Source organism: Vibrio spartinae, assembly GCF_024347135.1.
Classification (GTDB): domain Bacteria; phylum Pseudomonadota; class Gammaproteobacteria; order Enterobacterales; family Vibrionaceae; genus Vibrio; species Vibrio spartinae.
Window position 1 is genome coordinate 1,348,776 of sequence record NZ_AP024907.1, and the last position, 16,302, is coordinate 1,365,077.

Annotated in this window: 10 protein-coding genes and 1 pseudogene; 6 read left to right on the top strand and 5 right to left on the bottom strand. The window is 48.1% G+C overall.

Annotated features, from left to right (window positions below; translation table 11 throughout):
• The first annotated feature begins 129 nt into the window (after nt 1-129).
• A complete protein-coding gene (locus tag OCU60_RS06145; RefSeq protein ID WP_074373734.1) occupies nt 130-555 on the top strand; it encodes a hypothetical protein in 426 nt (141 codons plus the stop codon).
• Between the two features lie 150 nt (nt 556-705).
• On the opposite strand, the gene OCU60_RS06150 is transcribed toward OCU60_RS06145, so the two are convergent.
• The 5 genes and pseudogenes from OCU60_RS06150 to fsa all read right to left on the bottom strand — a co-directional run bounded on the left by OCU60_RS06150 (nt 706) and on the right by fsa (nt 5,000).
• On the bottom strand, nt 706-963 hold the full coding sequence (locus OCU60_RS06150) for a hypothetical protein (protein ID WP_074373735.1): 258 nt from the start codon (nt 961-963) through the stop codon (nt 706-708).
• A gap of 228 nt (nt 964-1,191) precedes the next feature.
• Entirely contained in the window at nt 1,192-2,649 is a 1,458-nt protein-coding gene (gene panF, locus OCU60_RS06155) for a sodium/pantothenate symporter (RefSeq protein WP_074373736.1), read from the bottom strand.
• Between the two features lie 67 nt (nt 2,650-2,716).
• Nucleotides 2,717-2,983 (bottom strand): annotated as a pseudogene (locus OCU60_RS06160) (YhdT family protein); the annotation flags it as partial.
• Nucleotides 2,984-3,350: 367 nt separating this feature from the next.
• Nucleotides 3,351-4,091: a DeoR/GlpR family DNA-binding transcription regulator gene (locus OCU60_RS06165; RefSeq protein ID WP_074373738.1), complete on the bottom strand. Its 741-nt coding sequence runs from the start codon at nt 4,089-4,091 to the stop codon at nt 3,351-3,353.
• 246 nt (nt 4,092-4,337) lie between these two features.
• Complete coding sequence (gene fsa / locus OCU60_RS06170) at nt 4,338-5,000, bottom strand: fructose-6-phosphate aldolase (protein ID WP_074373739.1); 663 nt, start codon at nt 4,998-5,000, stop codon at nt 4,338-4,340.
• 133 nt (nt 5,001-5,133) lie between these two features.
• Between fsa and OCU60_RS06175 the strand changes: the two genes are divergently transcribed.
• The 5 genes from OCU60_RS06175 to OCU60_RS06200 all read left to right on the top strand — a co-directional run bounded on the left by OCU60_RS06175 (nt 5,134) and on the right by OCU60_RS06200 (nt 15,905).
• Nucleotides 5,134-6,033 carry a glycyl-radical enzyme activating protein gene (locus tag OCU60_RS06175; protein WP_074373740.1) on the top strand — a complete coding sequence of 300 codons (900 nt, stop codon included), beginning with the start codon at nt 5,134-5,136 and terminating at the stop codon, nt 6,031-6,033.
• 13 nt (nt 6,034-6,046) lie between these two features.
• Nucleotides 6,047-8,470, top strand: coding sequence for a formate C-acetyltransferase/glycerol dehydratase family glycyl radical enzyme (locus tag OCU60_RS06180; protein WP_370738683.1), 2,424 nt, complete (start codon nt 6,047-6,049; stop codon nt 8,468-8,470).
• Nucleotides 8,471-9,048: 578 nt separating this feature from the next.
• A complete protein-coding gene (locus OCU60_RS06190) occupies nt 9,049-10,125 on the top strand; it encodes an ABC transporter substrate-binding protein (protein ID WP_074373742.1) in 1,077 nt (358 codons plus the stop codon).
• Between the two features lie 18 nt (nt 10,126-10,143).
• A complete protein-coding gene (locus tag OCU60_RS06195) occupies nt 10,144-13,233 on the top strand; it encodes an ATP-binding protein (protein WP_074373743.1) in 3,090 nt (1,029 codons plus the stop codon).
• Complete coding sequence (locus tag OCU60_RS06200) at nt 13,230-15,905, top strand: EAL domain-containing protein (protein WP_074373744.1); 2,676 nt, start codon at nt 13,230-13,232, stop codon at nt 15,903-15,905. The genes OCU60_RS06195 and OCU60_RS06200 overlap by 4 nt, the downstream gene beginning before the upstream one ends.
• The last annotated feature ends 397 nt before the right edge of the window (nt 15,906-16,302 follow it).

Consider the following 16,302-nt stretch of genomic DNA (forward strand, 5'->3'; position numbering starts at 1 on the left):
AGAGAAACATTTTAAGAGCCGACTTGAACGATGCACTCAGGGTAAAAATTCATGGATGAATTTTAAGCTTTTCGTGAGCAGGAGCGAATAAAAGCGACCCGGGCAGCGACCACGAACTAAAACGTTCTTTTGGGTACTTTTGGAACGCCAAAAGTATCTGGGGCGCGTGCATCAGATGTCGCAGAAATTAATAAACTCATTGCGCCTCAAACAACAGAGCCACAATGTTCATCTCCCCAGCCTTCGGCCCCAAATTTTGACGCACAATCTCGTTTTTCGGTTTCAGAGGCTTCGGTGCTCTGTGCGCCAGTTCATCTTTCAGAGATGAAAGACGAACCAGAAAATCTTTTTTGTTTGGCTGAGTTGCGTGTTGTCCAGAACCGGCTTTTACGGGCGTCCTGCCCGGAAAAGCCTAACCATTCATCCGTGAATGGTTTTCTTGGTTGGGTGGTTTGTTTGAATTGGGTGAAACATAGCAAAAGCTGGATTGGTCACGAGACTCAGGGTGAAAAATCATGGAGGATTTTTCAATTATCCCCTAACAAAAAATCTTGAGCAGGATGCGAATCAATCCGACCCTGATTGCGTGTGCTGAACTTAAACTCAAGGCATTTTTGGGGACTTTTGCTGCTGGGCAAAAGTCTCTGGGGCGCTTTCGGAGATGCTAATGAAATCGAGGAAAGTGATTGCGTCCCAAACTCAGCATCATCCTTTTACGTTTCCAGCCATCGGCGTTGCAGTTTGACGCACAATGACGTTTTTCGGTTTCAGAGGCTTCGGTGCTCTGTGCGCCAGTTCATCTTTCAGAGATGAAAGACGAACCAGAAAATCTTTTTTGTTTGACGGCGTCGCACGTTGTCCAGAACCGGCTTTACGGGCGTCCTGCCCGGAAAAGTCTAACCATTCATCCGTGAATGGTTTTCTTGGTTGGGTGGTTTGTTTGAATTGGGTGAAACATAGCAAAAGCTGGATTGGTCACGAGACTCAGGGTGAAAAATCATGGAGGATTTTTCAATTATCCCCTAACAAAAAATCTTGAGCAGGATGCGAATCAATCCGACCCTGATAACGCGTACTGAACCCAAAAAAGATGCTTTTGGTTCCTTTTGACATCCATCAAAAGGAACTGGGGCGCATTCGACAATGCTAATGAAATCAATGAATGTGATTGCGTCCCAAACACCTGCATCATCATTCAGCCGCCACAACCGCTGAAGCGGCTGAGGGCTTAAGATAACTACCGACAATAAAGGCCACCAAACCGAGGATCAAAGTCGGCACAATCGGATGAATCCCGCTGAGATCAGGCTTGAAGAGCGCCAACGAAATATAACTGGCCAAGCCGACTATCATGCTGCTCAGCGCGCCTGTTGCCGATGCTTTCGACCAATATAACCCCAGCACTAACGGCCAGAGAAAGACAGCTTGCAAACCACCTAAAGCCATCAGATTCAGCCAGATAATCATATCTGGCGGGTGGGTGGCGGCCAAAAAGACCAGCAGCGCAAAAATCGCGGTCACCCAGACGGAAAGCCGGCTGAGTTTTCGCTCTCCCTGATCTTCGTTCAGCATCTGGGGATTAATATAGTTGAGATAAAGGTCTTTCAGCAGGGTTGCAGAAGCCTGAATCAGTTGTGAGTCAATCGTGGACATGATCGCAGCCATGGGGCCGGCGAGAAAAATCCCCGCAACCATCGGTGGCAACACTGTCATCATCAGTGTTGGCATGATGAGATCAGGGCTGGCAACTTCCGGTACAATTGCTCGGCCCAGCGCACCGGCCAGATGGGTGCCGAACATCAGTAACGCCATCATAATGGTACTGATGACAATGCCTTTATGTAATGAAGCGCTGTCTTTGTAAGACATACAGCGAATTGCTGCGTGAGGCAAGCCGATCACCCCGAAACAGACTAATACCCAGAAACTGAGAATAAATGGCTGATTGAGAAAATGGTCCGGCCCGTATGGGGTGACTAACGCCGGGTCAATGTGATGTAGCCGGGTGATTAATTCACCGATACCGTTGCCGGCATGGATCACACCCCAAAGCAAGACGAATGTCCCGATCAGCATCATGATGCCCTGAACGGTATCGGTCAGGACGACAGCCCGGAAGCCACCGATGGTGGTATATAACCCGACAGTACAGGCAAACAGAAACAGACCTTGGTGATAAGACAATCCGGTGACGGTCTGGAGTAATCGCGCTCCACCGACGAACTGAACCACCATGGTGCCGAAAAAGGCGAGCAGCAGCGTGAGTGAAGCAATGATAACCACGGTGCGACTCTGAAAACGGGCAAACAAAATGTCATTGAGAGTCACCGCATTGTGGCGTCTGGCTTCCATCGCAAACTTTTTCCCCAGCACACCTAAGGTCAGCCAAGTTGCGGGCAATTGAATCATCGCCAGTAATACCCAGCCCAGCCCCATTTTATAGGCAGCACCCGGCCCACCGATAAAACTGCTGGCACTGGCATACGTTGCTGCCAGTGTCATCGCGAGGACAAACCCGCCGAGGCTACGACTGCCGATAAAATATTCACTGAGAAACTGGCCCGGCCGATGATGCCGTCGGGTTAGCATGGCGAGTGCAAAGACTGCGGCAAGATAGATGAGTAAAGGGATAATCAGTTGACTATTCATGATCTTCGTTCTGTTGTGAGGTGTTGGTCTGAGATGAATTCAGTGTGTGAGGGGCGGGTTCCAAAACGTCTTCTTCTGTGGATAGAGAGAAATTACGGTAGACATATTTCACCATCAGGGCACACAAGAGTGTAAAGAGTACCGGGCCGACAACACAAGAAAGTAGAAACCATAACGGCATTCCCCAATAAAGCTCAGGTAATGCCTGAGATTCAGGCGCTGGAGAGAAGCCGTAAGCTGTGGCGTACCACCAGATAAAATATCCCAATGCCAGAGCAATTGCCCATAAGGCTTCCCGATGCGCCTGACGATGAGGGTTGGTCTGTTGATTCATCTGATATGATTCTCCCTGTTTCATATAACTCTGAAGAGGTCACTATTCCTGAAATGATATAATCAGTATTAATACCAATGGGTTAATTTGGCTGGTGATCATACCAGATAGAATGCATTTGAGGTAATTTGGGAATATTGTCTGCATGAAAGCGGTGAACCAAGACAATCGCTTAAATTTGGTCAGCAGCGGGAAGTGAGTATTTATCTTGCTGCACATTGAGTCAGCCAGAACCTTGCGTCCCTGTATCATCCGGAAGATGATTCTGCTCAAGCGATTCAGCCGGTCCATTACGGTGAATGGCTAAAATAGTGATCCATCGGTGATGTCCCGTGATTCATCATACGACTTGAAGGTGAGCTAAAAATTATACCAAAGCCATGTTGATTTGGTGTTCTGATAAGCTCGCCTGATAGTTTGGCTCTAATTGCTGATCAGTGATGACCCGATGGATAAAATGAGCCGGTCCGATTGGATGAGGATGAATTACACCGAATTTAGTACTATCAGTTAACACAATGTTTTCAGAACATTTTTGTAAGGCCGCATTGACGATATCGGTGCGCATCATGTCTCTACCGGTAAATCCTGTTTCCGGATGATAGCCGTCAACACCAATAAACAATTTACTGAAATGAACCTGTTGTAGATTCTGCCGGGTCAGCGGCCCCACCATACTTTCACTGCGTTTCTGGTATATGCCGCCAAGCAAGATGACTTCACATTCACTGTCCCGTAGCAGGTGGGCAATATAATTGCTGACTGTTATCAGGGTCATATTACGTTTTTTTCCAAGCAGACGGGCCAACAGTGCATTGGTACTGCCGCTTTCAATAAAAACTGTTTCTCCGTCATGTACCAGTGATGCGGCATATTCAGCGAGTGCCTGCTTCTGCGAGTAATTCGTCATCAGTCGGGTTTCGGTGTCTTCGCTGTTGATTGCAACCGCGAACCCGTGAACCCGTTTGAGGAATTTCCCCTGTTCAAGAAAATTTAGGTCATGCCGGACTGTGACAACCGACACCCCAGTAATGTCTGCGAGTTCGTTCACACTGATTTTCTTTTTCTCCGCTACAAGCTGAAGAATGCTCTGCTGTCTTTGATTCATTACATGGTTCTGTTAGGTAGGGATTGTTTCTATATTACCTTAAGTTAGAAGGAAAGTAAGTTAGAAGGACATACACCTTTCAGGAATACACGAAGCTTAAAGCCATGAATTCATCTTATTTGAAGATGGACAGTTGTAAGCAGTTTAAAGCCGGTGAAATTGTTGCTTTAGATGGGCATAAAATAGGAACTGACAAGCTTCACAATGAAATGAAAGACGTTATGAGTTTGTTTTCCCCGAACCTATTCAAAAATGCAATGATTGATAAGTTTTGCACCAGTCTTTCTCAAACTGAGTGAGGGCACTATCCGTTGCCGGTGAGGCGATTAACTGCCCGGCAACATCCACTGGAACTGTAACGGCTTGGGCTCCGGCGATTAGGCAATCTATTACCTGACGGCAGTTTTTAAAGCTGGCTGCCAGTATTTTGGTTTGCGGAGCGTGTAATTGTAACAATCGGCTCAGGGTGATCACGGTCTCAGTGCCATTACCGGACAATGCATCCAGTCGATTAACATACGGCGCAATATATTGAGCACCGGCTGTGGCCGCAAGCAGTCCCTGACTGGCGCTATATACCGCTGTGCCAAGTAGCGGAACCCCTTCCTGTTTCAGTTGGTTCATGGCGGCTAGCCCTTCAACCGTCACCGGGACTTTGACGACCATATTCTCATCGATACTCCGCAGATAACGGGCTTCTTCCACCATGCCCTCTGCTTGTCTGGCAAGCACCTGAGCGAATAGCCGGGGTGATTCTCCGAGTACTTCACGTAATTGTCTGAGCAACTCATGAATTTTCTTGCCGGAGGCAGCCACGATTGTTGGATTGGTCGTCACACCAGCGAGTGGCAAGATACGTTGAAAGTGTCGGATCGCATCAATATCGGCGGTATCCAGATAAATTTCCATTGATGGCTGGCTCCTCGGAATTTTTAATACTGCCCATTATAGATTGATCTTTGTAGCTTGTTATGATCGATATCAAATAAATTTTCGTTAGAAAGTATTGTAATGACCGTACGAATATTTTCTGGTGTGTAATATGATTTTTAATATTCAGCGTTATTCAACACATGATGGTCCGGGAATCCGAACGGTCGTGTTTATGAAAGGCTGCCCGTTACGATGCCGATGGTGCCAGAACCCGGAAAGTCACCAATGTGGGCGAGAGCTTCTGTTCGACCCGAGTTTGTGTCTGGCCGGGTGTACATTGTGTTGTGATGCCGTTCCGGATGTGATCCGACAGAGCGGAGAGCAGCTGTGCATCGATCGGGCACAACTACAGGAAGAACATTTGACAGTTTTAGAACAGCTCTGCCCGGCACAGGCTTTGACTGTCTGTGGTGAAGCGCTGGACGTTGACACGATCATGCAGACTATTCGCAGAGATAGATCCTTTTATGATCGGAGTGGCGGTGGTGTGACTTTGTCCGGTGGCGAGCCGTTTATGGCGCCTGAACTGAGTGGAGAGTTGCTTGCACGGTGCCATCAGGAAGGGATTCATACCGCTGTGGAAACTTGCCTGCATGTTCCCTGGAAATATATCGAACCGTCATTGGCTGATGTTGACCTGTTTCTGGCGGATCTGAAACATGTCGAACCACAAATATTCAGACGCTGGACCCGCGGGAGCGCCAAACAGGTTATGACTAACCTGAAGAAGCTTTCCCAGCGAGGGAAAACGGTGATTATTCGGGTTCCGCTGATTCCTGATTTTAATGCGGATGAGTCATCGGTTAAAGCGATTATTGACTTTGTGACGGCGGAACTGTCGGGAAAAGAAATTCATTTTCTGCCTTACCACACGCTGGGAAAACAGAAATATCAGTTGCTAGGGCTTCCTTATCTGGCTCGTACCACAAGATTAGATGCTCCGGAACTGTTGGATTTTGCCCGGGACTATGCTCAGGCCAATGGTCTGAGAGTAACCTTGAGAGGATAAAATAATGGTGACACTGAATCTGAAGCAGGCCAGTGAGAGAATTCAGGCACATAAAAACGCACTGATTCATATTGTTCAGCCTGCAGTGTGCACAGAGCGGGCCGTTCATTACACCGAGAGCTATCAACAGCATGCAGATAAACCTGTATCGGTACGCCGGGCGTTGGCATTGGCTCATCACCTTGAACAGAGAACGATCTGGATCAAACACGATGAAATGATTATTGGTAATCAGGCCAGTCAGGTTCGCGCCGCTCCTGTTTTTCCTGAGTATACGGTGAACTGGATTCTGGCGGAAATCGATGAATTGGCTGAGCGACCCGGAGCCGGTTTTTCCGTGACTCAGGAAAATAAAGATACGATTCACCGGGTGCTTCCCTGGTGGCAGGGTCAGACCGTCCAGGATCGCTGTTATGGTATTTTTTCTCAGGAGCATAAAGATATTCTGGCAACCGGGATGATTAAAGCCGAAGGAAATATGACGTCGGGAGACGCCCATCTGGCGGTTGATTATGCGCTGTTGCTTGAGAAAGGTCTGGACTGGTTACGTGACAAGGTCACTCAGCGTCAAGCCCGAATAAATCTGACCGTGTTGGATGATCTGCATGGTAATCAGTTTCTCAGAGCCGTAGCGATAACGCTTGCCGCAGTCAGTCAGCATATCCATCGCTATGCAGAACTGGCTCGCCGGGAAGCAGCAAAGGCTGGGACAGAGCAGAGAAGGGGGGAACTGCTGGCAATTGCTGAAAACTGTGACGTCATTGCTCATCAACCTCCGCAAACATTCTGGCAGGGAGTGCAGTTGGCTTATTTTATCCAACTGTTTCTGCAAATCGAGTCAAATGGTCATTCAGTCTCTTTCGGGCGGATGGATCAGTTCTTATATCCGTTATATCACCAAGATGTTGAACAAGAGAAAACCCTGAGCCGGGAAGATGCGATTGAACTTTTACAATGTTGTTGGTTAAAGCTGCTGGAGGTCAACAAGATTCGGTCAGGGACTCATTCAAAAGCCTCGGCGGGGAGCCCTCTTTATCAGAATGTTACGATTGGCGGACAGAAGCTGATAGAAGGACAGGCGGTTGATGCGGTGAACTCGTTATCTTATGCCATCCTTGAGTCCTGCGGACGGTTACGTTCGACTCAGCCAAATCTGAGTGTTCGCTATCATGCCGGAATGAGTGATGATTTCTTAGATGCCTGTGTGCAAGTGATTCGCTGCGGTTTTGGTATGCCGGCATTTAATAATGATGAAATCGTTATTCCCGAATTTATTCGTCTGGGAGTGACGCCTGAAGATGCTTATGAGTATGCCGCTGTCGGCTGTATTGAAACGGCGGTTGCCGGGAAATGGGGCTATCGCTGCACCGGGATGAGCTTCATCAATTTTGCCAGAGTGATGTTAGCGGCACTGGAAGGGGGACAGGATGCTACATCGGGGCAGATCTTTCTGCCACAGGAACAGGCACTCTCTCAAGGCAACTTCTCTTCATTTGATGACGTGATGCTGGCCTGGGATCGGCAAATTCGTTACTACACCAGAAAATCAATTGAGATCGAATATGTGGTCGATACCATGCTGGAAGAAAATGCACATGACCTTCTGTGCTCTTCTCTGGTTGACGACTGTATTGAGCGGGCAAGAACGATTAAACAGGGCGGTGCAAAGTATGACTGGGTCTCCGGACTACAGGTCGGGATTGCGAATCTGGGGAATAGTCTGGCAGCGGTAAAGACATTGATTTTTGAACAGGGTTTGGTTCGTCAGCAGGAACTGGCTCAGGCACTATCTGACGATTTTTCCGGACTGACACATGAACAGCTTCGTCAGCGTCTGGTTAACCGGGCACCGAAGTATGGCAATGATGATGAATCTGTTGATCAGTTATTGGTTCGTGCATATCAGAGTTATATCGATGAACTCAAACAATACCATAACCCTCGCTATGGACGAGGGCCTGTCGGTGGTAATTATTACGCCGGAACTTCATCCATTTCAGCGAATGTACCGTTTGGCGCTGCAACGATGGCGACACCGGACGGACGCAAAGCCGGAATGCCATTGGCTGAAGGTGCAAGTCCTGCATCCGGTACCGATCATCTGGGACCGACGGCGGTGATGAACTCCGTCAGTGCACTGCCAACAGGCTCTATTCTGGGAGGGGTATTACTGAATCAGAAACTAAATCCATCAATGTTGGACGATGACAGTGACCGACATAAACTGATGTCTCTGTTGCGGACATTCTTCGATATCCACCGTGGCTGGCATATTCAGTATAACGTCGTTTCCCGCAATACCTTAATTGAAGCTAAAAAACATCCGGAGCAGCATCGGGATCTGGTGGTCCGAGTGGCAGGTTACTCTGCTTTTTTCACTGCGTTATCTCCGGAGACTCAGGATGATATTATCGCCCGGACAGAGCATGTGTTGTGAATCTTTCGAGGTGGACTGCAAAATAACATCAAAACTCTCGAATTCCATCGAGTCTGTCCCTGTCGGACATATTCCACCATCAGGGCACACCGGAGTGTAAAGATCTCTGGGCCGACGACACAAGAAAGCTCAGGTAATGCCTGAGCTTTCGGCGCTGGAGAGAAGCCGTCAGCCGTGGCGCACCACCCAATAAAATATCCCCCAATGCCAGAGCAATTGCCCATAAGGCTTCCCGTGGCGTCTGATGATAGGGATTGCCCTGTCTCTGAGTTCGGTTGGCGATGATCCGGCGATTTGTCAATGTTGTGGGTAACGGATTGCCAGTTGTATCAATAATATGAGTATCATTTCACGTAATTTATGATTAATTTTTGTGTTTAACACGCCTTCTGACCATATTTTTCCTATGTTTGGGGAAATATTTCGGGGGAGATTTCTCGCCAAACGTTTTGTTTCAGCCTGATGATGAGAGGATGCGCCGATGTGTATTCCATGGTTGCGCTGTTGAATCCTGACCCGAGACGTGCGTGGTATTTTCTCCCTGAAATCCGAGCCCCCTTATCAAGGAGATGAATTCCATGTGTGTTAATCCACTTTCTCTTAGCCGACGTTGGTTGAGACGATCACAAGGCTTGCTCGCGATGATTTGTCCGTTGGTCTTGCTTTTCTATGTGCCGGTCATTCAAGCCGATGGAATTGTGCACAGTGATACCGGTAGCAAAAGGATTATATTGAGTAACTCCTATGCTGGCAGTGATTTTCGTAAAGTCATGATTCAGAACTGGAAAGAAGTTGCATCTGAGGCGCGGCAAAAGCGGTTGATCAAAGAAGCACCGGTGATCAGTGCAAATAATTCAGTCGCAGAGCAGGCACAGCAAATCCAGAATATGATCATGGACGGTTATGATGCCATCGTGATTCTGGCCGGTTCAGATACGGCATTAAGAGGCTTGGTTCATGATGCCTGTCAGGCGGGGGTGGTGGTTGTCATTCTTGCCAGCAAAGTCAATGACCCATGTGTTTACGAGGTGAACTACGACTGGGATCAAATGGGACAGGCAGAGATCGAGTATGTTGCCAAGCGCCTGCAAGGAAAAGGTAATTTATTGGAAATTCGGGGCATTGCCGGAGATGCGACCGATGATGATATCAGTGCCGGGCTGCATAAAGCCGCGCAACAGTATCCGGATCTGAAAATCGTCCATACCGTTTATGGTCAATGGACCAATTCAGTGGCGAAGAAAGAAGTTGCCTTAGCTTTGCCGACATTACCGGAAATCGATGCGGTGGTGGATCAGGGCGGTGATGGTTATGGGGCCGCGATGGCTTTTAAAGAGGCTGGTCGGCCTTTGCCGATTATTGTCATGGGCAACCGCCAGAATGAATTGGCATTCTGGAAGCAAGAGCGGGATAAACATGGTTATGAGACGTTCTCTATTTCCGCAAGCCCCAGCATTTCACAAGTCGGTTTTTGGGTGGCGCAGCAAATTTTAGCCGGAAAAGACGTTCCGAAGGTGGTTCACGTCCCTTTAGTGATGATTCACAGTGACGAGTTGGATGCATGGCTTGAGAAAATGCCTGTCGGTGGCGCGGCAAACCCGCCATATTCTCAGCAAGATGTGGTCAAAATGATTGATGCACCATTGCATCAGTAAGCGTGTGGATATGTTTTTATGCTGAAAATCAGGTCATTTGAGCATTGGTCAATTACCACCAAGATTACCGTATCGGTGATTTTGTTGGTCTTCCTCAATATCGGCGTCTCGGCGGTTCACTTCTATAGTCTGACTCAGTTGAAAAAATCAGTGGAGATGATCAGTTACGCTTCAGCGGTGATGGCTTCGGTCAATGATGCAGCGGAACGGGTTGAACACTTTATTTCTTCCCATGATCCCGCCCGCCTGGATGAAGTCAAAACGATGATTGAAGAAAATGTAAAAACGCTCGCTCATCTGGATTTGAGTGAAGTGGATAGCGTTCATGCGGAAGAGGTCTCCGCACTGAAAAGACGGATGCGCTACTTCTCCAATACGGTCGATATCTTAGGGTTAGCGACTGACATGATGAATACCGAAACCAGCAATATGACTCGCCAGCAGACGCAGTTGCAAAACGTCGCCACTGCGATTGAAACTGATCTGACACAACGACGAGAGCAGCTTGAGCGACGGATGCATTTGCAGGATGAAGGCACCGATGAGATGCTCCGGGCCCACCAGATTATCCAGAGTCTGCGTGGGGGGCTGCATAAAATGTCATCGGTGTTGTTGCCGGATACGGTCGGGAACATTGAGCCGCCGCTCAAAGACATCAGGCAGGCTTTGCAAGCAATGTTTCCGGTCGTCAATATGCTCAAAGGAAACTATGCTCAAGAGCAGTGGTTCAGTGCGATCAAACAACTGGAACAGGCGCTTATTCTCACCCGAGAAGATGTTAAGGCACTGAAGGGAACCCCATCAGAGCGCCGTGGTGTTTATACGCAGATGCTGGTTCATCTTAAAACCATTGAACAACTGATCAATCAGCTTGAGAGTCGAGTGTCTGCACGAGAGGGGGAGCTGGATCAGATGATGGATCACCTTCGAACCGAGCTGGGATTACAGCAAAACGCCGTTAATGTTTCCAGACGGTTCACGGAGCGGGTGGCCTATTTGGAAGCCAAAACATTGGCTTTTCTGCTGCGCTCAACAGATGACGAGGCGGCTCTCGTCCATGAAATATTGGATCAACTGAGTCATTACTCACGTATTTTGCCCTCGGTGAATATTTCGGAGTCATCCCAGAACACTGCGGTGACTGTCAATGCTTTGATCGATGGTTACCGGGATGCGTTTATTCGGTTTCGACAGGCAAGCTATGCGTTGTCCCGGGTTCACATGAAAGTTCGTGATGAAGCAGACCGGACATCATCACTGGTCTCCCAGTTTGCCAAAGAACAGCAAGTCACAGCGGACAAGCATAATGCATGGGGTGAGTTATCAGGGACGATTGTTGGCGGGATCACAGCATTGACAGCACTGTTTATTGCCTGGTCAACCTCTCGTTTAATTGCCCGCCCGATTATTTCACTGTCCGCAGTGATGCGTCAGTTAGCAGCAGGTGAGCTTGACGTTAATATCACGGGGGTGGGGCGTCAGGATGAAGTCGGCACCATGTCTCGTGCGGTGAAAGTCTTTCAGGAAAATGCGGTGAAAGTCCGGGCAATGGAAGCGGAAGCAGAATCGGAACGACAACAGATTATGGCACAACTGGAGCAGCGGGTTGTGGAACGGACGGAAGACTTACAGCATAAAACTGAACAGTTGGAAGCCCAAGCGCGTGAACTGGATCGCGCGCGCATTCAGGCTGAAGCGGCCACTCATTCTAAATCAGTTTTTCTGGCGAATATGAGTCATGAACTGAGAACACCTTTAAATGCCATTCTCGGTTATGCGCAATTGATCTACCGGGCACCTGAATTAAACGAGCAGCAAAAAGAGGGACTGAATACCATTCTCCAGAGTGGTCATCATTTACTGACTCTGATTAATGACCTGTTGGATTTGTCGAAGATTGAAGCCGGGCGGATGGAAATGACTCCGGAGGCCATTGATTTGTCGCGGTGTTTTCAAAGTGTACTTGAGATTATTCGGATCAAAGCCGCGGAGAAAGGTTTAACGCTCAAACTTCAGGTTATGCCTCAAACACTGCCTTGGGTTTTTCTGGATGAAAAACGTCTGCGTCAGGTATTGCTGAATTTGTTAGGCAATGCGGTGAAGTATACCGATACGGGCCATATCGACCTCAATGTGCGCGCTGAATCCATTGATATGGGCGCGTCTGTCCGGGTCACTTTCTCGGTCGAAGATAGTGGGGTTGGGATTGACCCTGAGATGCAGGACGTTATTTTTCGTCCTTTTGAACGGGTCGGTGATAAAAAACGCCGGATCATCGGGACGGGGCTTGGCCTTGCGATTAGCCAGCAACTGGTTAAGCAGATGGGCGGTGAGATTCAGGTCAAAAGCCAGGCCGGGATGGGGAGCCAGTTTTTCTTTACGCTGGATTTGCCGGTGGTGACGGAGAAGCGTGAGCAGGACGTCCGTTCCGGCCAAGCACAGATTATTGGGTATGAAGGCAGCCGTAAGCAAATTCTGATTGTTGATGATGTGCTGGAGAATCGCATGTTACTGGTTGATTTATTGAGTGATATTGGATTTGAGACCTGTGAAGCCACCGAGGGGCAGGCGGGGATTGAGCAAGCGTCTGCGAAGCGGCCGGATTTGATTCTGATGGATATTGTGATGCCGGTGATGGACGGGTTGGAAGCGACGCGGCATATCCGACTCATGCCAGCGCTGGAAGCAACACCGATATTGATTGTTTCTGCCAGCGCGTCGCAAACCGAGTTCACACAGGGAAAAGAGGCCGGGGCCAGTGGTTTTGTGAGTAAACCGATTGATAGACACCAGTTACTGATTCAGATCGGTGAGCTGTTGGATCTCACATGGATCGTTGATGAACAGACATCAGAATTGGAAGCATCATCAAAGGTGTCCGATACTTCAGAATGGGTGGTGCCACCAAGAACGCAATTAGAGGAACTTCATCATTTGGCATTGATCGGCAATATGCGTCATCTCCGCGATTGGGCTGAGGATTTGCAGACTGAAGACCCTCGCTATCACGCTTTTGCTACCCATTTGATTGATATGACGAAGTCGTTCCAATCTCGGGCGATCTTGTTATTGGTCAATGAGTTGTTGGAAAGGAAACCTGCTATATGAGTATCGTAGAGAATTCGGCATTGAAACAGCAAGCTCAAGCCATCTTGATCATTGATGATACACCCGCCAACTTGGGTGTGTTAGTGGATGAACTCGATGGCCGGCATTTTCAGGTTTTGATAGCGGAAGACGGAGAAGAGGGATTACAACGGGCTGATTATGTGGTTCCGGACTTGATCTTACTGGATGTGATGATGCCGGGGATGAATGGTTTTGAAGTCTGTACTTTGTTGAAACAGAACGACAAGACGCGCCGGATCCCGGTGATTTTTATGACGGCTTTGAGTGATGTGACGGACAAAGTGACGGGGTTTGAAGTCGGCGGTGTGGATTATATTACCAAGCCTTTTCAGATCGAAGAAGTGGTGTCTCGGATTAAACTTCACTTGTCCCTGTGTGATATGCAGCAGCGGTTAACTGAAAAAAACCAGCAATTGGTGGAAGAAAGCCAAATTCGCCAACAAGCGCAAGAGGCACTGAATCAAACTCTACAAGAACAGCAACGTTTACTGGAACATTCCGGGGTCGGGATTGCGTTCTTACAGCAGCGACGGATTGTCAGATGCAATCAAAAATTTGCGACCCTGTTTGATCAAGAGCTTGATGCTTTGAGTGATCTGCCACTCGAATCGCTTTATTCGGCTGAATATCATGATGATTGCATTCATCAAGCCGCACATCAGTCACTCGTTCAGCAAGGTGAGTATGTTTTGGATATCCGCTATCAGTGTCGCGATGGCCGATGTTTCTGGGGAGAAACGATCCTGACCGCGATTGATCGGGCCGATCTCTCTAAGGGGGAAATTCTAGTCATTCATGATATTGATCAGCGTAAACGGACGGAGGCACTAAGTATCGGTCAAGGACAACTGTTTGAAATGATGGTCACCGGCTCGGCACTGGATGATATTCTCAACCGTCTGATCCAGTTGATTGAAGCGCATCAGGTGGCGACGTTAGGCGCGATATTTTTGAAAAACCACGATCGGTTAACGTTGCACACCGCGCCAGGACTACCGGAAATGTTCGCCGCGCACTATGAAACATTATTTCCCGAAGGCGAACTTATGACTGAATCATCCAGTCCGAATAGCGAATCAGTCATGCGGGAACAGGCCGTTTGGTGCGAGGCTGCACTGGCACCGCCCCCCGGATGGGAAGCCTATGGCTCGTTATTGGATCAGTTTGGGATTCAGGCCTGTTATAGCATACCGATGGTCACCTCACAGGGCGTTATTTTAGGCACACTGACACTTTATTTTCTTGAAAAATACCAGATGGGTCAGGTGGATATGACGTTTGTTGAAATGGTGACTCGGATTGCGGGTATCGCGATTGAGCGCCAATATAACGAAGAGCAGATTCAATATCTGGCACATCACGATACCTTAACAGCATTACCGAATCGCACATTATTAGATGACCGTTTAAATCAAGGGCTGTTATGGGCGCAGCGCTATGGCCGGAAGGTCTCGGTTGTTCTGATTGATTTAGACCATTTCAAAATGATTAATGACAGTTTAGGCCACAGTTGCGGTGATGCATTATTACAAATGATTGCGAAGCGCATGGCGGCCTGTATCAGGAAAACGGATACGTTGGCTCGTTTGGGGGGCGATGAATTTGCTTTGATTTTGTATGACGCCAACCCGATTGATCTGGTCTTCAATCGGATGAAAGAGGCGATTACCCAACCCATAAACATTGCCGATCACGAAATCCGCATAACTGGTAGTATCGGGTTTGCTAACTATCCTGATGATGGTGAGACTGCGGAAGCCCTGTTAAGAAATGCCGATGTTGCTATGTATCATGTGAAAGAACAGGGACGTAATAGTTTTCAGCATTATAGCCTTGATATGGGGAATGAGCTTCAGGAACGTATGGTGCTTCAGGAAAATCTCCGCCATGCATTGGATAATCAAGAATTCATTCTGCACTATCAGCCTCAGTATTGTTTTCGTACGCAGCGGATCGTTGGGGTTGAAGCGCTATTGCGCTGGCAGCATCCTGAATTCGGCATGGTTCCACCGATGCGTTTTATCCAGTTGGCTGAAACGACAGGGCTGATTGTTCCGATCGGAGATTGGGTGTTGCAGACCGCGTGTAAACAGAATAAAGCTTGGCAGGATGCCGGTATTGAGGGGCTCTGCGTGGCAGTGAATGTCTCAGCGCGTCAATTCCATGAGCAAGACTTACCGGAGCGTGTGGCTGCCGCTTTAGAAATGAGTGGGTTAGAAGCCTGTTATCTGGAACTGGAAATTACGGAAAGTGTGGTGATGCAAAACCCGCAAGAAGCCGTTGAAATCATGGGAAAAATCAACCGGATGGGGGTTCAGCTTTCGATTGACGATTTTGGGACCGGTTATTCCAGTCTCAGTGCGTTGAAAAATTTTCCGGTTCATCGCCTGAAAATTGATCGTGCTTTTGTTACGGATCTGCCGGACGATCCTGAAGGATGCAGCATTGCACAAGCGGTAATTGCGTTAGGCCATAACTTAGGGTTGAATGTCATCGCCGAGGGGGTTGAAGATGAGCGGCAACTGGCTTTCTTGCATCAGCACCAATGTGATGAGATTCAGGGGCATTACTTTTGTCGTCCTGAGCCGGTTGAGCGCTGTGAAGCTTTTTTGCTGTCTCGTCCCCGTCCACTGAATTTGTTGGATGAATAAACGGTGTATTGTCTGCACAAACTGATAGTCTGAATAAATCGATGGGCTGGACAAACCGATAGTCTGGACAAATCGATGGGCTGGACAAACCGACGAGCTGCACAAACCGACGAGCTGCACAAATCGATAAGTGTTCGGTGTAGCTCTGTTCTGTCATTCTTCAGTCAGACTGATAATTGTCTTATTTATCATTTGAATTCAAGAATGAATGAGGTAGCTCACTGTATTTTTATGTTTATCGTTACGCGATCAAATTTTCGAATGCTTCCTCTTTCTTTTTGTTACATTCTCTGGAAACTTATCAATCTTTTCTTATGATTTTGTTAAGTAATTGTATGAAATTAGCCCAAGCGGTCTTGAGGTACTGGGGTCAGAATGTTTTCAAATGGTTTTCTGA

Excerpts from the sequence above, each read along its gene's own strand:
- OCU60_RS06200 (WP_074373744.1), top strand. The coding sequence starts at position 13,230 with ATGAGTATCGTAGAGAATTCGGCATTGAAACAGCAAGCTCAAGCCATC.
- OCU60_RS06175 (WP_074373740.1), top strand. The coding sequence starts at position 5,134 with ATGATTTTTAATATTCAGCGTTATTCAACACATGATGGTCCGGGAATC.
- OCU60_RS06190 (WP_074373742.1), top strand. The coding sequence starts at position 9,049 with ATGTGTGTTAATCCACTTTCTCTTAGCCGACGTTGGTTGAGACGATCA.
- OCU60_RS06165 (WP_074373738.1), bottom strand. The coding sequence starts at position 4,091 with ATGAATCAAAGACAGCAGAGCATTCTTCAGCTTGTAGCGGAGAAAAAG.
- panF (WP_074373736.1), bottom strand. The coding sequence starts at position 2,649 with ATGAATAGTCAACTGATTATCCCTTTACTCATCTATCTTGCCGCAGTC.
- OCU60_RS06195 (WP_074373743.1), top strand. The coding sequence starts at position 10,144 with ATGCTGAAAATCAGGTCATTTGAGCATTGGTCAATTACCACCAAGATT.
- fsa (WP_074373739.1), bottom strand. The coding sequence starts at position 5,000 with ATGGAAATTTATCTGGATACCGCCGATATTGATGCGATCCGACACTTT.